Annotated in this window: 18 protein-coding genes and 2 pseudogenes; 10 read left to right on the forward strand and 10 right to left on the reverse strand. The window is 70.4% G+C overall.

The annotated features are described in order from the left end of the window. Positions 1-8 precede the first annotated feature (8 nt). Genes BTZ20_RS07740 through BTZ20_RS26210 form a run of 3 tightly spaced genes read right to left on the reverse strand, consistent with a single transcriptional unit; the run spans position 9 to position 1,193 of the window. Positions 9-314, reverse strand: a complete 306-nt coding sequence (locus BTZ20_RS07740; protein ID WP_083742578.1) for a YbaB/EbfC family nucleoid-associated protein — start codon at positions 312-314, stop codon at positions 9-11. Positions 315-333: 19 nt separating this feature from the next. Then, on the reverse strand, positions 334-666 hold the full coding sequence (locus BTZ20_RS07745) for a hypothetical protein (protein WP_077040957.1): 333 nt from the start codon (positions 664-666) through the stop codon (positions 334-336). After that, complete coding sequence (locus BTZ20_RS26210) at positions 663-1,193, reverse strand: C40 family peptidase (protein ID WP_411269114.1); 531 nt, start codon at positions 1,191-1,193, stop codon at positions 663-665. Before BTZ20_RS26210 ends, BTZ20_RS07745 begins: the two co-directional genes overlap by 4 nt. Positions 1,194-1,213: 20 nt before the next feature. Here BTZ20_RS26210 and BTZ20_RS26215 point away from each other — a divergent pair, with 20 nt between their 5' ends. Beyond that, positions 1,214-1,468 (forward strand): hypothetical protein, encoded by a 255-nt coding sequence (locus BTZ20_RS26215; protein ID WP_083742579.1) that lies wholly within the window; start codon positions 1,214-1,216, stop codon positions 1,466-1,468. Positions 1,469-1,880: 412 nt separating this feature from the next. Here BTZ20_RS26215 and BTZ20_RS07755 read toward each other — a convergent pair whose 3' ends face one another. Beyond that, the gene (locus BTZ20_RS07755; protein WP_077040958.1) at positions 1,881-2,204 is read right to left on the reverse strand and encodes a type VII secretion target; all 324 of its coding nucleotides are present in this window, start codon (positions 2,202-2,204) and stop codon (positions 1,881-1,883) included. A 98-nt stretch (positions 2,205-2,302) separates the two neighbouring features. Here BTZ20_RS07755 and upp point away from each other — a divergent pair, with 98 nt between their 5' ends. Beyond that, positions 2,303-2,932: a uracil phosphoribosyltransferase gene (upp, locus tag BTZ20_RS07760; RefSeq protein ID WP_077040959.1), complete on the forward strand. Its 630-nt coding sequence runs from the start codon at positions 2,303-2,305 to the stop codon at positions 2,930-2,932. A gap of 3 nt (positions 2,933-2,935) precedes the next feature. On the opposite strand, the gene BTZ20_RS07765 is transcribed toward upp, so the two are convergent. Both BTZ20_RS07765 and BTZ20_RS07770 read right to left on the reverse strand, forming a co-directional pair. Beyond that, complete coding sequence (locus BTZ20_RS07765; RefSeq protein ID WP_262982589.1) at positions 2,936-4,396, reverse strand: phospho-sugar mutase; 1,461 nt, start codon at positions 4,394-4,396, stop codon at positions 2,936-2,938. Positions 4,397-4,485: 89 nt separating this feature from the next. Further along, entirely contained in the window at positions 4,486-5,298 is an 813-nt protein-coding gene (locus BTZ20_RS07770) for a purine-nucleoside phosphorylase (RefSeq protein WP_077040961.1), read from the reverse strand. Positions 5,299-5,316: 18 nt separating this feature from the next. On the opposite strand from BTZ20_RS07770, the gene BTZ20_RS07775 reads away from it, so the two are divergent. The 3 genes from BTZ20_RS07775 to BTZ20_RS07785 are packed head-to-tail and all read left to right on the forward strand — an operon-like array spanning position 5,317 to position 8,403. Beyond that, the gene (locus tag BTZ20_RS07775; RefSeq protein WP_077040962.1) at positions 5,317-6,015 is read left to right on the forward strand and encodes an enoyl-CoA hydratase/isomerase family protein; all 699 of its coding nucleotides are present in this window, start codon (positions 5,317-5,319) and stop codon (positions 6,013-6,015) included. 52 nt (positions 6,016-6,067) lie between these two features. Then, complete coding sequence (locus tag BTZ20_RS07780; protein ID WP_077040963.1) at positions 6,068-7,243, forward strand: M20 family metallopeptidase; 1,176 nt, start codon at positions 6,068-6,070, stop codon at positions 7,241-7,243. Beyond that, positions 7,240-8,403: a M20 family metallopeptidase gene (locus BTZ20_RS07785; RefSeq protein WP_077040964.1), complete on the forward strand. Its 1,164-nt coding sequence runs from the start codon at positions 7,240-7,242 to the stop codon at positions 8,401-8,403. The genes BTZ20_RS07780 and BTZ20_RS07785 overlap by 4 nt, the downstream gene beginning before the upstream one ends. Here the strand turns inward: BTZ20_RS07785 and BTZ20_RS07790 are convergent. After that, positions 8,400-8,873: a gamma-glutamylcyclotransferase gene (locus BTZ20_RS07790; protein WP_077040965.1), complete on the reverse strand. Its 474-nt coding sequence runs from the start codon at positions 8,871-8,873 to the stop codon at positions 8,400-8,402. The genes BTZ20_RS07785 and BTZ20_RS07790 overlap by 4 nt on opposite strands. A 163-nt stretch (positions 8,874-9,036) precedes the next feature. Here BTZ20_RS07790 and BTZ20_RS07795 point away from each other — a divergent pair, with 163 nt between their 5' ends. Next, positions 9,037-10,440: an NAD(P)H-quinone dehydrogenase gene (locus tag BTZ20_RS07795; RefSeq protein WP_077040966.1), complete on the forward strand. Its 1,404-nt coding sequence runs from the start codon at positions 9,037-9,039 to the stop codon at positions 10,438-10,440. A gap of 211 nt (positions 10,441-10,651) precedes the next feature. Beyond that, a complete protein-coding gene (locus BTZ20_RS07800) occupies positions 10,652-11,800 on the forward strand; it encodes a PLP-dependent aminotransferase family protein (protein ID WP_077040967.1) in 1,149 nt (382 codons plus the stop codon). A 5-nt stretch (positions 11,801-11,805) separates the two neighbouring features. Here the strand turns inward: BTZ20_RS07800 and glpK are convergent. Next, a pseudogene (glpK, locus tag BTZ20_RS07805) lies at positions 11,806-13,256 on the reverse strand (glycerol kinase GlpK). Between the two features lie 208 nt (positions 13,257-13,464). On the opposite strand from glpK, the pseudogene glpD reads away from it, so the two are divergent. Continuing rightward, positions 13,465-15,197: pseudogene (gene glpD, locus BTZ20_RS07810) on the forward strand (glycerol-3-phosphate dehydrogenase). 16 nt (positions 15,198-15,213) lie between these two features. On the opposite strand, the gene BTZ20_RS07815 reads toward glpD, so the two are convergent. Both BTZ20_RS07815 and BTZ20_RS07820 read right to left on the reverse strand, forming a co-directional pair. Beyond that, a complete protein-coding gene (locus tag BTZ20_RS07815) occupies positions 15,214-15,708 on the reverse strand; it encodes a hypothetical protein (protein ID WP_077040968.1) in 495 nt (164 codons plus the stop codon). Positions 15,709-15,903: 195 nt separating this feature from the next. Further along, a complete protein-coding gene (locus tag BTZ20_RS07820) occupies positions 15,904-16,572 on the reverse strand; it encodes a TetR family transcriptional regulator (protein ID WP_223263673.1) in 669 nt (222 codons plus the stop codon). Between the two features lie 62 nt (positions 16,573-16,634). Between BTZ20_RS07820 and BTZ20_RS07825 the strand changes: the two genes are divergently transcribed. Further along, positions 16,635-17,402: an SDR family NAD(P)-dependent oxidoreductase gene (locus BTZ20_RS07825; protein ID WP_077040969.1), complete on the forward strand. Its 768-nt coding sequence runs from the start codon at positions 16,635-16,637 to the stop codon at positions 17,400-17,402. A gap of 28 nt (positions 17,403-17,430) precedes the next feature. Next, a complete protein-coding gene (locus tag BTZ20_RS07830; RefSeq protein WP_077040970.1) occupies positions 17,431-18,018 on the forward strand; it encodes a TetR/AcrR family transcriptional regulator in 588 nt (195 codons plus the stop codon). Position 18,019: the final 1 nt, after the last annotated feature.

The raw sequence follows: 18,019 nt of genomic DNA on the forward strand, positions 1-18,019 counted from the left end.
CTGGCAGCCTAGTCGGTGAACGCGGCCTGCAGCGACGCCAGTATCCGTTCCCGGCGATCGGCCACCATCTGGGCTGCCCTTGCCGCGGTGGCGGTGATCATCGCAGCGAGCTCACGGGAGTCGACATGGGCGATCGACTCGGTGATCCACAGGCCGCTCATCCCGCCGTTCTCGTCGACCTCGACGCTCACCAGACCCGATTCGTGGGTCACCCGGGCCCGCGCCCGGGTGAGGTTGTGCAGCGCGTCCTCGAGGTGGTTGGCCATGCCGGTCGCACGCTCGACCACGAGATCCATCTGGTGTCCGCTGTTCACGGCGTCGTCCTTCGTTCGTTCACAGCTGCCGCATCCAGCTCGTGGGGGCGGCTTCTTCCTCGTCCTCCTGGTACGCGGCGGCGGCCAGCTCGTTCCTGGTCGGCAGGCCGAGCGCGTCGAGTACCTCGGCGGGCACGCCCTGCTCGGTCAGGTCGGCGCGCCTGCGGACCTTCGCCTCCGCCGCGGCGCGCGTGCAGACCTCGAGGATCGAGGCGGCCAGTTGCATTCCGCCATAACGGAGTTCGCGCTGGTCGATGTGGATCGCCAGGGGCAGGCCCTGATCGGTGGCGCGCACGGTGACGGTTCCCGCGCGATTTCCCACCGTCGCGACCGCGACCTCGTCGGCGCTCATTCGGTCGGCCTGTAGAAGCCATGGAAGCCCATGCCGATGTTCTCGGTGCGGACCGAGCTCACCTGCACCGGATCCCCTGCCTCGACCATCTGGCCGTTTCCGATCACCATCGCGACGTGGCCGTCCCAGACGGCGAGGTCGCCGGGCTGCAGGTCGGACTGGTTCACCGGGACGCCCACGTTCTGTTCCTGGGCGAGCCGGGGGATCTCCACGCCTGCCTCGCCGTACGCCCACTGGGTGAGCCCGGAGCAGTCCAGGCCCTGGCCGGGAGTGGTGCCACCCCACTCGTAGGGCACGCCCTGCTGGCTGAGCGCGTTGCGGACCGCGTCCGCGGCCTCCCGGTTCGGCGCCATCGCGGTGCTGCCGTCGGGCAGGAAGATCTCGACGCCCTCGCTGCTGCCCAGCGGGTCCGAGCTGCTGCCGCTTCGCTGGCGGGTGGGGCCTTGCCGATCTCGGGGGAGCGGTGCCCGAGCCCCGCCCGAGCGGGTTGCCGCCGCCGAGCCCGCGTCCGGTCTGGCCCATCGCACCGCTGAAGCCGGAGTATGCGTTGCTCGGAGCGGACGAGGCGGCGTTGCTGAAGCTGTTGCCGAAGCCGCTGAAGGCGTCGCCGCGCTGCTGCAGGGCGGACGCGGGAGTGGTGCTGGCGCCCGCGGATGCCGTGGGACGGATCGGGGCCTGCGCGGCACCGGGGTCCGCGGGATCCGTTGACTGCTCGGGCGCGGTCAGCGCCGTCATCTTCGCGGTGTGCGCGGTCAGCTCGGCGCGGACCCGGGCGACGACCGTCAGCCCACGGGAGAGGTGATCGATCGCGGCGGCGATGATCATGATCTGACCGGGCGGGGTGGTGAGCGTGGGACCCGCCGCGACGGCGACCGAGATGAACGACTGCAGGATGCCCTCGAGCTCGACCATCCCGGTGTTCACGTCGCGGGAGGCGACCGTGAGGACCCCGGCGATCTCGTTGCCCCGGTCGGAGAGCTGAACCTGCTGGGCCTGGGCCTGGTCGGCCTTCGCCACGGCGGCATCGGACGCGACACCGGTCCACGCGCCGCCGAGTTCGGCGATGCCCAGTTTGCCGACCGCGTACGCGGAGTCCAGCGCGATGGAGGCGATCTTCATCGCATCGGCGGGCCCGCCGGACGGCATCACGCCGGTGCCGAAGGTCTCCACGAGTTCGATGATGGGGCGGGCGAGGAGGTCGATCCCGATCATGCTCAGGCCTCCAGTCCGCTGCCCGTGGCGCTGAGTCCGGTGGCGGCGCCCATGTCCGCGGAGTCGTACGCCGCGGCCGAGGCGTGCGCGGCCTCGCTCATGCTGCCCAGGGTCCGCGCGAGGTTCGTCAGCGCGGCCGCGTGGCCGCCGTGCGCCGTCGCGAAGGCGGCGACGAAATCGCCGCCGATCAGCCCGAAGGCGGGTCCGAGCAGGACGGGGCCCGCCGCCGCCGTCCCGATCGCGGCGGCCTCGACCTGCGCCGCCATCGACGAGGCCGTCGCGCCGTAGGCGCGGATGCCCTCGGTCACGGCCGAAAATTCACTCATGTCGTTCCCCCGGGGTCAGAACTGTGCGTTACATGGTTGGACGCCGCCGCCGCCGTTCCGGTTCCATCGACACGAATTCCCCGCATATTCTTTTCGCCATGGACACCCATGTGGTTGATCACCCGCTCGCCGCCTCGCTGCTGACCACGATGCGCGACGCGGGCACCGACAACCCGACCTTCCGCTCCGCGCTGCGCGAGCTGACCCAGATGCTCATCTACGAGGCCATCCGCGATGCCGAGATCGAGGTGTTCGAGGTGCAGACCCCGGTCGCGCCCGCCCGCGGGGTCCGGCTGGCCACGCCGCCGTTGCTGGTGCCGGTGCTGCGTGCCGGGCTCGGCATGGTCGAACAGGCGAGTTCGTTGATCCCGCAGTCGCAGGTCGGCTTCGTCGGCATGGCCCGCGACGAGCAGACCCATCAGCCGGTCCCGTACCTCGAATCGCTGCCCGACGACCTGTCCGGGATCCCGGTGTACGTGCTCGACCCGATGCTCGCCACCGGCGGCTCGATGGTGCGCACCATCGAACTCCTCGTCACCAGGGGAGCGGTCGACATCACCGCGGTGTGTGTGGTCGCCGCCCCGGAGGGCGTCGCGGCCCTGAAGGACTCGGGTTTCCCGGTCCGGTTGGTCACCGCGAGCATCGACGAGGGACTCAACGACGACGCGTACATCGTCCCCGGCCTCGGCGACGCGGGCGACCGGCAGTTCGGCCCGCGCTGGATCTGAACGTCACAGTTCGCGCGCGTAGTCGCGCAGCTCGCGCAGCCGGCTCGCGGCCTCGGCCCGCGCCCGGTCCAGGCCGGAGCGGTCGTCGACGTCCACGACGACCTCGAGGTAGCACTTGAGCTTGGGCTCGGTTCCGGACGGCCGCACCACCATTCGGGTGCGTTCGCCGCGCAGCACGACCGCATCGGTGCGCAGCGCACCGCGCCGGGCCAGCAGGTCCTCGGCGGTGACCTCGTCACCGGCCAGCGACCGCGGCAGGTCGGCACGCAGGCGAGCCATCAGGTCCGCCAGCTCGCCCTGGTGCCCGACGCGCCGCGACACCTGGTCGCCCGCGTGCACCCCGAACTCGACCGCGTAGTCGTCGAGGACGTCCGGCAGGGACCGGCCCCGCGCCTTGAGGCCCGCCGCCAGGTCGGCCACCAGCACGGCAGCGGAGATCCCGTCCTTGTCGCGGACCGCCTCCGGGTCGACGCAGTGCCCGAGCGCCTCCTCGTAGGCGTAGACCAGGCCCGCGCCCGCCCGGACCAGCCACTTGAAGCCGGTGAGCGTCTCGGCGAACCGGGCGCCCCTTGCCGCCGCCACCTTCGCGAGCAGTTGCGAGGACACGATCGTGGTCGCGACGAGTGGTGTCTGGTCGCTCCGCGGGCTCCGCTCCTGCGGATCAGGCCCCGCGGTTGCCAGCACGTGGTCGCCGAGCAGGACGCCGGTCTCGTCGCCGCGCAGCATCCGCCACCCGTCGGGTCCGGGGACGCCGACCGCGCACCGATCCGCGTCCGGGTCGAGCGCGATCGCGAGGTCGGCGCCGACGCTCTCGGCGAGCTCGAGCAGGGCGTCGGTGGCGCCGTCCTCCTCGGGATTGGGGAACCGCACGGTGGGGAAGTCGGGATCCGGATCGAATTGGCTTGTCACGGTGTGCAGATCGGTGAAGCCGGCCGCGGTCAGGGCGGCGACCGCGGTGTCCCCGCCGACGCCGTGCAGCGGGGTCAGCGCGATGCGCAGGTCGCGGTTGCTCCCGCGCGGTAGCGCGGCCACCCGCGCGAGGTACTCGGTGAGCAGTGCGTCGTCGGTGGGAGTGGCGGGAGCCCGGGGGACCGCGAGGGCGGGACTGACCGCCGCGATGGCGAGCTCGATCTCCCGGTCGGCGGGCGCGATGAGCTGCGCCCCGCCGTCCGTGTACACCTTGTACCCGTTGTCCGTTGCGGGATTGTGCGAGGCGGTGATCTGGACTCCCGCGGCGGCGCGGAGCCTGCGGACGGCGAACGCCAGCACCGGCGTCGGCAGGGGCCGGGGCAGCACCACCACGTCGAATCCGGCGGCCGCGAGCACCTCCGCGGTCGCAACGGCGAACTCCCGCGAACCGTGCCGCGCATCCCGGCCGACCACCACGGTGGACCCGCCGAGGCAGCGGGCCTGCAACCAGGACGCCAGCCCGGCTGTGGTCCGGACGACCGTGTCGACGTTCATCGCGCCGGGCCCCGGCCCCAGCGGTCCGCGCAGTCCGGCCGTGCCGAATGTCAGTGGAGTCTCACTCTCGTCCGCCACTGTCTCGTCCGTCACAGCCGGTCGACCAGGTCGCGGAGCAGTTCGCCGATCCGGGCGGCGGACGCGGCACCCGCCGCGAGCACCTCGGAGTGGTCGAGCGCCTCGCCGGTGATGCCCGCGGCCAGGTTGGTCACCAGCGACAGCCCCAGCACCCGTGCGCCGATCGCCCTGACCGCGATCGCCTCGTGCACGGTCGACATCCCGACCAGGTCGGCGCCGAGCACGCGCAGCATCCGGATCTCGGCGGGCGTCTCGTAATGCGGTCCCGGCAGTCCCGCGTACACGCCCTCGGCCAGCGTCGGGTCGATCCGCTTGGCGAGCGCGCGCAGGTCGGGGGAGTACGCGTCCACCATGTTCACGAACTCGGCGCCCACCAGCGGCGACCTGGCCGTCAGGTTCAGATGGTCGGAGATCAGGACCGGTGTACCGACACTCATGCCCTCCCGGATCCCGCCAGCCGCGTTGGTCAGGATCACGGTCCCCGCGCCCGCGGCGCAGGCCGTCCGGACCGGGTGCACCACCCTGGTCAGGTCGTGTCCCTCGTAGGCGTGGGTGCGACCGAGCAGCAACAGCACCCGGGTGTCGCCGACGCGCACCGAGCGCACCTGCCCGGCGTGCCCGGAGGCGGACGGCGCGGCGAAGCCGGGCAGCTCAGCCATCGGCACCGTTGCGGTCGGGACGCCGAAGGCATCCGCCGCGGCCTGCCATCCGGAGCCGAGCACCACCGCCACGTCGTGGGCGGGTACCTCGGTGCGTTCGGCGAGCACACTCGCGGCCCGCGCCGCGGTGCCGAACGGGTCGGCGGCCAGATCGGAATCGTCCATGGCCGCTATTGTGCCCATATGCCATTTCTTGAGCGCGACGGCGACGTATTCATCCTGTACCTCGGTGCCGAGGGTCAGACGGACAGCGAGAACCGCTTCCACCCGGACTGGATCACCGAGATCCACGCGAAGCTGGACGAGGTCGAGGCCCACGAGGGTCCCGCTGCCCTGGTCACCTACGCCACCGGCAAGTTCTACAGCAACGGTCTCGACACCGATTGGCTGTTCGGCAATCTCGACAAGTCGCACTGGTACCTGGACCAGGTGCACACCGTGTTCACCCGGCTGCTGACCTTCCCGATGGTCACGGTCGCCGCGGTGCAGGGCCACGCGTTCGGGGCGGGCGCCATGCTCGCCACCTCGCAGGACCTGCGCGTGATGCGCGCGGACCGGGGCTTCTACAGCCTGCCGGAGGCGGCACTGAACATGCCGTTCACCATCGGCATGAACGCGCTGATGACGACCGCTCTGCCCCGCCAGACCGCGGTCGAGGCGATGACCACCAGCCGCCGGTACGGCGGACCGGACGCGCTGGCGGCGGGGATCGTGAACCAGACCGCGGACGGCGACGGCGTGCTGGCCGCCGCGGTGGCGCGGGCGGCGGCGGCGACGGCGCTGCACGGGCCGAATCTCGCCGGGATCAAGTCCGGTATCCACCGGCCGGTCCTCGAGGCGTTTGCCGTGCCGACGGATCCGTCGAACCTCAGCTTCGGGTAGCCATCGGGCTCGAGCGACGGGTGACGCCGGACACGGATGAGATACTGGAGCCGTGAATTCGGAAGTGGTCGGTACGGTCGCGACAGCGGCGTCCGACCTCGTCGCGCTGTCGCATTCGATCCACGCGGAGCCGGAGCTCGCTTTCGAGGAGCATCGCAGCGCCGCAAAGGTCGCGGAACTGCTCTCGCAGCGGGGTTTTGACGTCGAGTCGCCGGTGGCCGAACTGCCGACGGCGTTCACAGCCAGCTATGGCAGCGGTGACCTGGTCATCGGGATCCTCGCGGAGTACGACGCGCTGCCGGAGATCGGACACGCCTGCGGGCACAACATCATCGCGGCGTCCGCGGTCGGCGCGGGCCTTGCGCTCGCGCCGCTCGCGGACCGCCTCGGTATCACCGTCCGGGTGCTCGGCACCCCTGCCGAGGAGAGCGGCGGCGGCAAGGTGCTGATGCTCGAGCGCGGTGTCTTCGACGACCTCGGTGCGGCGATGATGGTCCACCCCGGCCCCGAGGACATCGCGGGCGCCACCTCGCTCGCGATGGCCGATCTGGCCGTCGTCTTCAGCGGCCGCGAGGCGCACGCCTCGGCCTCGCCGCAGCTCGGGCGCAATGCGGCCGACGCGGCCACCATCGCGCAGGTGGGTCTCGGACTGCTCCGTCAGCACCTGTCCGCCGGTCAGCAGATGCACGGGATCGTCAGCGACGGCGGGATCGCGCCGAATATCGTGCCCGCCAGGACCGAGATGCACTACTACCTGAGGGCGCAGACCGCGGATTCGCTCACCGAACTGACGGAACGGGCGCTGGCCTGCTTCGAGGCGGGCGCGCTTGCGGCCGGGTGCACGCACGAGATTCGTACCGTCTCACCGAACTACACCGAACTGCGGCCCGATCCGTGGCTGGTCCGGTCCTATCGTGAACTGATAGTGGAGATGGGGCGCAGTCCGTTGGCCCCGGCATTGGAAGGATCGCGTCCCTTGGGCAGCACAGATATGGGCAACGTCACGCACGTGTTGCCGGGGATCCACCCCGTGATCGGGATCGAGTCGGGCGGTGCGGCCACCCATCAACCGGCGTTCGCCGCGGCGTGCGTGACCGAGTCCGCCGACCGCGCGGTCACCGACGGCGCGGTGGCGCTTGCGGGCACCGCGATCCGTGCGGCGACCGACCCCGAACAGCGGGCGCGCCTGCTCGACGGCGCACAGCGGCGGGGGGTGGGCAGTCGATGACCGAGTGGATCGACCGCTGGGTCGCCGACCACACCGCGGACCTCTCGTCGTGGCGGCGCCACATCCACGCGCACCCGGAGCTGGCCCGGCACGAGTACGCAACCACCGAGTTCGTCGCGACCCGCCTGATCGCGGCCGGCCTGGCACCCGAGATCCTTCCCGGTGGAACCGGTTTGACCTGTGACATCGGCCCGGACGGACCGCGGGTCGCGCTTCGGGCCGACATGGACGCGCTGCCGCTCCAGGAGGCCACCGGCGCGCCCTACGCGTCGACGGTCACCGGGGTCTCCCACGCGTGTGGCCACGACGCACACACCACCATCCTGCTCGGCGCGGGACTGGCGCTCGCCCAGGCGCCGGACCTGCCGGTCGGGGTGCGGCTGATCTTCCAGCCCGCCGAGGAGGTGATGCCCGGCGGCGCTCTGGATGCGGTCGCGGCCGGAGCTCTCAAGGGTGTGTCGAGAATCTTTGCGCTGCACTGTGACCCACGGCTGGAAGCGGGCCGCGTCGGCGTCCGGCTCGGTGCGATCACCTCCGCGGCGGACACCGTCGAACTGATCCTCGATTCCCCGGGCGGGCACACGTCCCGACCGCACCTGACCACCGACCTGGTGTATGCCCTCGGCACGGTCATCACCGGGCTGCCGGGAATGCTGAGCAGGCGGATCGATCCGCGCACGAGCACAGTGATGGTGTGGGGCGCGGTCACAGCGGGTCAGGCACCGAACGCGATTCCCCAGTCGGGCAGGCTGATCGGGACCGTCCGGACCGGCGACCACGACACCTGGGCCCTGCTCGAACCGATGGTCCACGAGATCGTCGACGGTCTGCTCGCGCCGACGGGGGTGCGTTATCAGCTCAACTACCGGCGGGGCGTGCCGCCGGTGGTGAACGACGAGGACTCCACCCGGATCTTCGAGAGCGCGATCGCCGCGATCGGACCGGACGCGAAGTCGGACACCCCGCAGTCGGGCGGCGGCGAGGACTTCTCCTGGTATCTCGAGGAGGTTCCCGGCGCCATGGCCCGTCTGGGGGTGTGGTCGGGAGTCGGGCCGCAGCTCGACATCCATCAGCCGACCTTCGACCTGGACGAGCGGGCGCTCGGGGTCGGCGTCCGGGTGCTGGCCAACTTGCCGCTGGCCGCGGCTGGCGTTCTCTAGGTGGTGTAGCCGGGGGTCCCTGGGCCCACGTTGCGGCTGTTGCGGGTTCGCAGATCGCGGACGTACTCGGCGGGCGCCCCCGCGATCTCGGCGGCCTCGGCCATCACGCCGAGATAGCGCGCGGAGGGCAGCCCGCCCTCGTAGGCGTCGAGGACGTAGAGCCAGGCCAGCACCGGTTCGCCGTCGGTGTCGACGCGGAGCCGGATCTTGCGGTGGATGCCGAGCTCGGAGCCCTCCCAGCGGTCGAGGCTCACCTCGTCCTCGTCGGGGACGTCGTACAGCACCACGAAGACGCTGGAGTCGGGGTCCTCTACGACGGTGGCCAGTGCGCCTTCCCAGCCGATGTCGCCGCCGCTGAAGGTCAATCGCCAACCGTGCAGCCAGCCCGTTCCCGCCATCGGCGAGTGCGGGCAGCGCTTGAGCATCTGCTCCGGATGCATGTTGGATCCGTAAGCGGCGTAGATCGGCACGGCGAAAGCCTAAACCGTGTCGGGGTGACTGCAGAACCGCACACAGCAAACGAAACCCGTTCGCCGCAGGGAACCGGTGCCGACGTGCGTCGGAAGGGGCCGGTGCAATAGCGTGGAACGCACCGACACCTTGCGTAACAGCTCCCGAACAACTGGAGGATGAATGACCCGGATCGTGATCATTGGCGGCGGACCGGCCGGGTATGAGGCGGCGCTCGTCGCCGCCCAGCACGGTGCGTCGGTTTCGCTGATCGATTGCGACGGGGTCGGCGGTGCCTGCGTGCTGTGGGACTGTGTGCCCTCGAAGACGTTCATCGCCTCGACCGGGGTGCGCACGGACATGCGCAGGGCCACCGACCTGGGCATCAGCCTCGAGCCGTCCCAGGCCACCATCTCGCTGCCGCAGATCCACTCCCGGGTCAAGAGCCTCGCGCAGGCCCAGTCCTCGGACATCAGGGATCGGCTCCAGACCGTCGGCGTCGAGCTGCTCGTCGGGCACGGGGAGCTGATCGACCAGGAGCTCGGGATGGCTGCGCACCAGGTCAAGGCGACCCTGCACGGCGGCGGCGAGCAGGTGCTCGACGCCGACGTGGTGCTGATCGCCACCGGGGCGAGCCCCCGCATCCTGCCGACCGCGAAGCCAGACGGCGAGCGCATCCTGAACTGGCGTCAGCTCTACGATCTCGATTCGCTGCCTGAGCACCTGGTGGTGGTCGGTTCGGGCGTCACCGGCGCCGAGTTCGTCTCCGCCTACACCGAGATGGGCGTCAAGGTGACGATGGTCTCCAGTCGAGACCGGGTGCTGCCGCACGAGGACGCGGACGCGGCCCTCGTCCTCGAGGAAGCGCTGTCCGAGCGGGGTGTGACCCTGGTCAAGCACGCCCGCGCCGACTCCGTCGAGCGCACCGCGGACGGCATCGCCGTGACCCTGGCCGACGGTCGGGTGGTCACCGGAAGTCACGCCCTGATGACGGTCGGTTCCATCCCCAACACCAACGGTCTCGGACTCGAGCGGGTGGGCATCGAGCTCGATCCGGGCGGTTACCTGCGGGTGGACCGTGTCTCGCGGACGGCGGTGTCGGGGATCTACGCGGCAGGCGACTGCACCGGGCTGCTGCCACTGGCCTCCGTTGCGGCGATGCAGGGCCGGATCGCGATGTACCACGCACTGGGCGAGGGGGTCAGCCCGATCAAGCTCAAGACCGTCGCCTCCGCGGTGTTCACCCGTCCCGAGATCGCCACCGTCGGTGTCAGCCAGGCCTCGATCGACGACGGCGAGGTGCCTGCGCGCACCGTGATGCTGCCGCTGAACACCAACCCGCGGGCCAAGATGTCGGGACTGCGCCGCGGTTTCGTGAAGATCTTCTGCCGCCCCGCCACCGGCGTGGTGATCGGCGGGGTCGTGGTCGCCCCGACCGCGTCTGAGCTGATCCTTCCGATCGCCATCGCGGTGCAGAACAATCTGTCGGTGAACGATCTGGCGCAGACCTTCTCGGTGTACCCGTCGCTGACCGGATCCATCACCGAGGCCGCCCGCCAGTTGATGCGTCACGACGACCTCGACTGACCTCCGCAGGTCCCACGATATGAAACGCAGGGTTCATATCGTGGGCCTGCCTGTGTGATAGTCGATGGTGCCGGCCGCGACCATCGGCCCCCCGCTTCGGCGCCCCCCGCCCCGCAGACCCGGGACGACCAGGTGTTTTTGCCTCGTCCTGTCCCCGTCTGCCCCGGGAGGTCTCGTGTCCCCGTCCCCACATCCCGCGTTCGCGCGCCGCATGAACGGGCTGCGCAGCTCGGCGATCCGGGATCTGCTCACCATCACCGCCCGCCCCGAGATCGTCAGCCTGGCAGGCGGGCTGCCCGACCCCGAGCTCATTCCGCGGGAGCGGATCCGCGAGGCGAGCGAGGCGGTGCTCGCGCGACCGGACGCGGTCCAGTACACCGAGACCGCGGGCTGGTTCGGCCTGCGCGAGGTGATCGCAGCGCGGGAGTCCGCGGCCGGATCGCGCTCGGTGGACCCGCGTGAGGTCGTGGTGACGCACGGGTCCCAGCAGGCGCTGAGCCTGCTCGCCCAGGTGCTGCTCGACCCCGGCGCCACGGTCGTCGTCGAGGAACCCGCGTACACCGGGGCCCTCCAAGTGTTCAGCCTTGCCGGGGCGAGGATCCTCACGGTGCCGCTCGACGCGGACGGGATGCGCACCGACCACCTGGAGGAGCTCCTCGCCGCGGGCGAACGGCCAACGCTGGTGCACACGGTGAGCAACTTCCACAACCCCGGCAGCGCGACGATGTCCGTCGTGCGCAGGCGGCACCTCGCTGCGCTCGCCGAGGCGTACGGATTCTGGGTGATCGAGGACGACCCGTACGGCGAGATCTGGTTCGACGCCGCGCCGCCCGCACCGGTCGCGGACCACTCCGACCGGGTCATCCGGCTCTCGAGCGCGTCGAAGATCCTTGCGCCCGCGCTACGGGTCGGGTGGCTGCGTGGCCCCCGCGAGGTCTGCGAGGGCGTCGAGTTGGTCAAGCAGGGCGCGGACCTGTGCGGCGGGGCGCTGACCCAGCAGATCGCCGCGACCATGCTGGCCGACGGACCGTGGCTGGCCGGGCACCTGGAGCGGATCCGCGCCGTCTACGGCGCCCGCGCAGGGGCGCTCGCCTCCGCGGTCACCTGCGCGTTCGGTGACGCCGTGTCCGCGACCGAGATCGGCGGCGGCATGTTCTGCTGGCTCGAGTTCCTCGACGGCACCGACACGGGGCTGCTCCTGCCTGCCGCTCTCGACCACGGCGTCGCGTTCGTGCCCGGATCGGCCTTTGCCGTCGGCGGTGACCATCGGGGCACGGCGCGGTTGTGCTTCACCACCAACGACGAGTCCACCCTGGGTGATGCGGTCGGCAGGCTCGCGGCCGCGCACGGAGGCCGCTGAGCGCCCTAGTCGACCCAGTCGTAGGTCCGCTCGACGGCCTTGTTCCACTCCCGGTACAGCCGATCGCGCTCGGTCGCGGCCATGGTCGGCTTCCAGGTGCGCCCGACGGCCCAGTTGTTGCGGATGTCGTCCTCGCCCGCCCAGAACCCGACCGCGAGCCCGGCGGCGTAGGCGGCGCCGAGCGCGGTGGTCTCGTTGACCACCGGCCGGATCACCGGGACGTCGAGGATGTCGGACTGGAACTGCATCAGGATCTCGTTGAGCACCATGCCGCCGTCCACCTTCAGGGCGGTCAGCTCGACACCGGAGTCGGCGAGGCACGCCTCGAGGACCTCGCGGGTCTGAAAGGCGGTGGCCTCCAGCGCGGCCCGTGCGAGGTGCCCCTTGTTGACGAACCTGGTCAGCCCCACGATCGCCCCGCGCGCGTCGGGGCGCCACCGCGGCGCGAACAGACCGGAGAACGCTGGCACGAAGTACGCCCCGCCGTTGTCCTCCACGCTGGCGGCGAGTCCCTCGATCTCCTTGGCGGAGTTGATGATCCCGAGGTTGTCGCGCAGCCACTGGATGAGCGATCCGGTGACCGCCACCGAACCCTCGAGCGCGTACACGGCGGGCGCGTCGCCGATCCGGTAGCAGACGGTGGTCAGGAGCCCGTTGCTGCTCGGCATCGGGGTGGTGCCGGTGTTGAGCAGCAGGAAGTTGCCGGTGCCGTACGTGTTCTTGGCCTCACCGACGCTCAGGCAGGCCTGCCCGAAGGTGGCGGCCTGCTGGTCGCCGAGGATGCCCGCGATCGGCACCCCGGCCAGGATGCCGCGCTCGCGAACCTGCGCGTACACCTCGGAGGAGCTGCGGATCTGCGGCAGCATCGAGGTCGGGATCCGGAACTCGGCGCAGATCTGTTCGTCCCATTCGAGCGTTCGCAGGTCCATCAGCATGGTCCTGGAAGCGTTGGTCGGATCCGTGACGTGCAGTCCACCGTCCGCGCCGCCGGTGAGGTGCCACAGGATCCAGGTGTCCATCGTGCCGAAGCAGAGGTCACCAGCCTCGGCTCGCTCGCGGGCCCCTCGACGTTGTCGAGGATCCAGCGGATCTTGGGGCCGGAGAAGTAGGTGGACAGGGGCAGCCCGGTGCGCTCGCGGTAGCGTCCTGGCCCCTCGTCGCCCGCGAGTTCGGTGCAGAGTTCGTCGGTGCGGGTGTCCTGCCAGACGATCGCGTTGTACACCGGCTTGCCGGTGCGGCGGTCCCAGACGACGGTGGTCTCGCGCTGGTTCGTGATGCCCACCGCGGCGATGTCGTGCCGGGTCAGATCCTTCTTGGCCAGTGCGGCCGCGACGACCTCGCGGGTGGCCCGCCAGATCTCCTCCGGATCGTGCTCGACCCACCCCGCACGAGGGAAGATCTGCTCGTGTTCCTTCTGAGCGGAGGCGACCACCAGCCCGTCATGATCGAAGATCATGCATCGGCTCGAGGTGGTGCCCTGGTCGATCGCGGCGACATACACGGCTAAAAGCTACTAAAGCGCGCCTCACAATTCACGTCGATCGTGAGACGGCGCCCTTCCCCGCGTCGTCCCGGTGCCGCATACCACCCGTTCGAGGCAGCGAAGACCGGTCGACATGGCCTAGCCTTGGTGCTGATTCGTCGACAACTCACAGGAGCATGCGTTGAGCAAGCAATCGGGAGCACAGTTTCTGGGCCCGCAACAGCGCAGGGATGCGTGGGACCAGCTGGGATCCGAGCAATTCGACATCGTCGTCGTCGGTGGCGGAGTCGTCGGCTCGGGCATCGCGCTCGACGCCGCCACCCGGGGCTGCGCGTCGCCCTCGTCGAGGCGCGCGACTACGCCTCCGGCACCTCGTCGCGGTCGTCGAAGATGTTCCACGGTGGCCTGCGCTACCTCGAGCAGCTCGAATTCGGACTGGTGCGTGAGGCTTTGCGCGAGCGCGAGCTCTCGCTGTCGACGCTGGCGCCGCACCTCGTCAAGCCGTTGCAGTTCCTGTTCCCGATCACCCATCGGGTCTGGGAGCGCCCGTACATGGCGGCCGGGATCTTCCTCTACGACACGATGGGCGGCGCCAAGTCGGTGCCTGCGCAGAAGCACCTCACCCGCTCGGGCGCGCTCCGCCTGGCACCCGGCCTCAAGCGGAGCTCGATGGTCGGTGGAATCCGCTACTACGACACCGTCGTCGACGATGCCCGCCACACCATGACCGTGGCCCGCACCGCCGCGCACTACGGTGCGGTGGTCCGCACCTCGACGCAGGTGGTCGGATTCCTGCGCGAGGCCGACCGGGTTTCCGGTGTGCGGGTGCGGGATTCGGAAGACGGCAGCACCGCGGAGGTCCGTGGCCACGTCGTCATCAACGCCACCGGTGTGTGGACCGACGAGATCCAGGCGCTGTCGAACCAGCGTGGGCGGTTCCGCGTGCGTGCGAGCAAGGGCGTGCACATCGTGGTGCCCCGCGACCGGGTGGTCAGCGAGGCGGCGATCATCCTGCGCACGGAGAAGTCGGTGCTGTTCGTGATCCCGTGGGGAAACCACTGGATCATCGGAACCACCGACACCGACTGGAATCTCGACCTCGCCCATCCGGCCGCCACCAAGGCGGATATCGACTACATCCTGGGCCACGTGAACAAGGTGCTGGTCACCCCGCTGACCCACGACGACATCGACGGCGTGTACGCCGGGCTGCGGCCGTTGCTCGCGGGGGAGAGCGACGAGACGTCCAAGCTCTCGCGTGAGCACGCGGTTGCGCGGGTCGCGCCGGGACTGGTGGCGATCGCCGGTGGCAAGTACACGACGTACCGGGTGATGGCGGAGGACGCCGTCGACATGGCCTCCGAGGACATTCCGGCCCGGGTCGCGCCCTCGATCACCGAGAAGGTGCCGCTGGTCGGGGCGGACGGATACTTCGCTTTGGTGAACCAGACGACCGCGGTCGGTGAGCAGTACGGGCTGCACCCCTACCGGGTCAAGCACCTGCTCGACCGGTACGGCTCACTGATCCACGAGGTGCTCGAGCTCGCGACGGATACCCCGGAACTGCTGCAGCCGATCACCGATGCGCCCGACTACCTTCAGGTGGAGGCCGTGTACGCGGCCGCGGCCGAGGGCGCGCTGCACCTCGAGGACATCCTCGCGCGGCGTACCCGGATCTCTATCGAGTACGCGCACCGCGGGGTGAACTGCGCCGAGCAGGTCGCGCAGCTGGTGGCGCCGGTACTCGGCTGGGACGCGGCCACTGTGGACCGGGAGGTGGAGACCTACCGGGCGCGGGTCGAGGCGGAGGTCCATTCGCAGGCGGAGCCCGACGACTCCGCGGCGGACGCCCTGCGGGCTGCCGCGCCCGAGGCGAGGGCGGAGATCCTGGAGCCGGTGCCGATCTCGCGTTGATCGGTTGAGCCGCGGGTCAGTGCGTCAGCACGAGCTTCACGGCGACCACGGCGATCGCGACGAAGGCCAGCAGGCTGCAGGCCACCAGGGTGTGCCTGCTGAGCTTCTCGCCGCGCAGGCGGGTCATGACGATGCCGAGGCCGGCAATCCGGCTGACCACCCAGAGTTCGGCGAGCAGCAGGGCGGTCTGTCCCTCGAGCACGCCGAGGGCGTCGAGCCCGACCACGGCCGCAGGGACGAGCCCGGAGGTCAGCACCGGCACCGAGTCGCGGAGCTCCTCGATGTGCTCGGATCGGGTCAGCGGGCGACCGATTCGGGCGCTCCTGCCGACCGACTCGGCGAAGGCATGCGCGATGAAGGTCGACAGCACGGTGCCGATCACCACCATGGCGGCGTGCGAGGTGCTGGCGTCGTGCAGCGGGATGAGTGCGGCGAGCACAAGGACGTTGCCGTAGACGTACGCGCTGATCCGGCTCGCCGAGTCCTCGACGTCCAGGGGTTCTCGCTCCATGGACGTAGAGCTTTCCACGTCCGGTCGGGTCAACGCGTGCGGACCACGGTCGAGGGAACCGAACGCGCGGCAAGGCCGGACAGGGCCATGGCGGTCAGGACGATGAAGACGAGCGGGAATGTGATCATGCCTCAAGGATCGCGGGCGAACCCATGACGCACATCAGCGCCAGGTGTGAACTCGCTGAGAGTCGGATCATCCCTGAGGGGGACGCAGACCGGCGGTGAGCGTCCGGATGCACCGCGCCACGATCTCGGCGGGAGTGCCGTCGTTTCCGGCAGCCACATCCGAATCCGCCCAGGTCTGGATGGCGATGCGCATCGCGGTGTTGCCGGCCACCGCCATCAGTCGCACGTCCAGCGGGTCGGCCTCGGGGCCCATCAGCTCGCGCAGGACCTCGACGAGCGACTCCTCCGTGTCGTGGACGATCCGGAACCAGACGGACTCGAGTCCTGGGTCGCCGGGAATCGCCCGGAAGAGCTCGTGCGTCAGCCGCAGCGAATCGACGCCTGCTCGGTCGGTGCGGGAGAGGGCGCGGCGCGCGGACCGCTCGAGTGCCTCGGCCGCGGGGAGGTCGCGGGGGCCACGGGCCAGGTCGTGGATCCAGTCCCGGACACCGCCGGCGAGCATCGGGGTGACCGCCTCCTCCTTGGTCCGGAAGTACCGATAGAAGGTCCGCAGGCTGATTCCGGCGGCGGTCGCGATGTCCTCGGCGGTGACCGCCGAGGCACCCCGCGCGGCGAACAGCTCGGCCGCGCAGTGCGCGATCTCGAGCTGGGTCTGGAGTCGCCGTCGCTCGGTGAGAGGGATGGGGGCTTGTGTGCCGGGGTCCGCCATGGGCACCATCATGGCACGTTGTGCCATCTCGGCGTAACGTGCAGCTGAGACCGGGAACACACCATCACCCAGTAGAAGGAGATCAGTTCATGAACCGCTTCGAGGGCCGCAAGACGCTCATCACCGGGGCCGGATCCGGCATCGGTCAGGCGACGGTCGCCCGGATTCTCGCGGAGGGCGGCGTTGTCGTCGCCGCCGATGTGTCCGAAGAGGGTCTCGCGGTCACGCGTGCCCGCGCGGAGGAGGCCGGGGCCGCCGACCGCCTGACCACCGTCGTCGTCGACATCTCGAACGAGGCGTCGGTGCAGGAGGCCATCGGCGGCGCGATCAAGGACCTCGGCGGGCTGCAGGTGCTGATCAACGCCGCGGGCATCCTGCGCGCCTCGCACACGCACGAGACCAGCCTCGACTTCTGGAACAAGGTGATCGGCGTCAACCTCACCGGCACCTTCCTTGTCACCCGCGAGGCCCTGCCCGCGCTGGTCGAGAACGGTCAGGGTGTCGTGGTGAACTTCAGCTCCACCTCGGCGTCGTTCGCGCACCCGTACATGGCGGCGTACGCGGCCACCAAGGGCGGCATCCGGTCCTTCACCCACGCCATCGCCCTGGAGTACGCCAAGGCCGGTCTGCGCGCGGTCGCGGTCGAGCCCGGCAGCATCGCCTCCGGCATGACCAGCAACCCGGGCTTCCCGGAGCACGATCTGGATCCGACCCTGATCGGCAAGCTCTACCCGTGGATCGGCGAGGGCTTCGCGCCGCCGGAGGACGTCGCCGGTGTGATCGCGATGCTCGCCTCCGACGACGGAAAGTTCGTCACCGGCACCGAGATTCGCATCGACGGCGGCACCCACATGTGATCGACCGGGCCCGAATACACTGGGTTCGATGAGCACCACCGACCGCCCCGGCCTCGATCAGCGCCGTCTGCAGCGACGGACGCGCCTGCTCGAGGTCGGGGTGGATCTGCTCGGTGCGGCGGGCGGGCCCGCGGTGAGCGTGCGGGCGGCGTGCCGCGCGGCCGGGGTCACCGAGCGGTATTTCTACGAGAGTTTCGACGACCGCGACGCCTACATCCGCGGGGTGTACGCGGAGGTCGGTGAGCGCGCCCGCGACGCGCTGGTGTCCGCGGTCGCGGGCGCCGAGACGCCGACAGAGATCGCGGAACTCGCGGTCCGCGCGTTCGTGGAGCTCGTCCTCGACCATCCCGAAGCCGGCCGGGTCCTGCTGCTGGCGCCGCTGCGGGAACCCGCGCTGGGCGGACGCGGCCTGGAGCTCGCCCCGAGTTTCGTTGTGCTGGTGCAGGATCAACTGCAAGATGTCGACGATCCCGACGAACGGGCCCTGCGCGCGCTCGGTCTCGTCGGCGCCCTGACGAGTCTGTTCATCGGTTACCTCGACGGCACGGTCACCGTGCCCCGCGAGAGACTGATCCGGCACTGCCTGGGCCTGCTGGACCGGGCGAGCCGGCCGTAGC

Source organism: Rhodococcus sp. MTM3W5.2, from assembly GCF_001984015.1.
GTDB classification, from domain to species: domain Bacteria; phylum Actinomycetota; class Actinomycetes; order Mycobacteriales; family Mycobacteriaceae; genus Rhodococcus_G; species Rhodococcus_G oryzae.

What these genes read in the sequence shown, in the direction of transcription:
- BTZ20_RS07745 (WP_077040957.1), bottom strand. Translation starts at nt 666, where the DNA reads ATGAGCGCCGACGAGGTCGCGGTCGCGACGGTGGGAAATCGCGCGGGA.
- BTZ20_RS07755 (WP_077040958.1), bottom strand. Translation starts at nt 2,204, where the DNA reads ATGAGTGAATTTTCGGCCGTGACCGAGGGCATCCGCGCCTACGGCGCG.
- upp (WP_077040959.1), top strand. Translation starts at nt 2,303, where the DNA reads ATGGACACCCATGTGGTTGATCACCCGCTCGCCGCCTCGCTGCTGACC.
- BTZ20_RS07765 (WP_262982589.1), bottom strand. Translation starts at nt 4,396, where the DNA reads ATGAACGTCGACACGGTCGTCCGGACCACAGCCGGGCTGGCGTCCTGG.
- BTZ20_RS07770 (WP_077040961.1), bottom strand. Translation starts at nt 5,298, where the DNA reads ATGGACGATTCCGATCTGGCCGCCGACCCGTTCGGCACCGCGGCGCGG.
- BTZ20_RS07775 (WP_077040962.1), top strand. Translation starts at nt 5,317, where the DNA reads ATGCCATTTCTTGAGCGCGACGGCGACGTATTCATCCTGTACCTCGGT.
- BTZ20_RS07785 (WP_077040964.1), top strand. Translation starts at nt 7,240, where the DNA reads ATGACCGAGTGGATCGACCGCTGGGTCGCCGACCACACCGCGGACCTC.
- BTZ20_RS07795 (WP_077040966.1), top strand. Translation starts at nt 9,037, where the DNA reads ATGACCCGGATCGTGATCATTGGCGGCGGACCGGCCGGGTATGAGGCG.
- BTZ20_RS07800 (WP_077040967.1), top strand. Translation starts at nt 10,652, where the DNA reads ATGAACGGGCTGCGCAGCTCGGCGATCCGGGATCTGCTCACCATCACC.
- BTZ20_RS07815 (WP_077040968.1), bottom strand. Translation starts at nt 15,708, where the DNA reads ATGGAGCGAGAACCCCTGGACGTCGAGGACTCGGCGAGCCGGATCAGC.
- BTZ20_RS07820 (WP_223263673.1), bottom strand. Translation starts at nt 16,572, where the DNA reads ATGGCACAACGTGCCATGATGGTGCCCATGGCGGACCCCGGCACACAA.
- BTZ20_RS07825 (WP_077040969.1), top strand. Translation starts at nt 16,635, where the DNA reads ATGAACCGCTTCGAGGGCCGCAAGACGCTCATCACCGGGGCCGGATCC.
- BTZ20_RS07830 (WP_077040970.1), top strand. Translation starts at nt 17,431, where the DNA reads ATGAGCACCACCGACCGCCCCGGCCTCGATCAGCGCCGTCTGCAGCGA.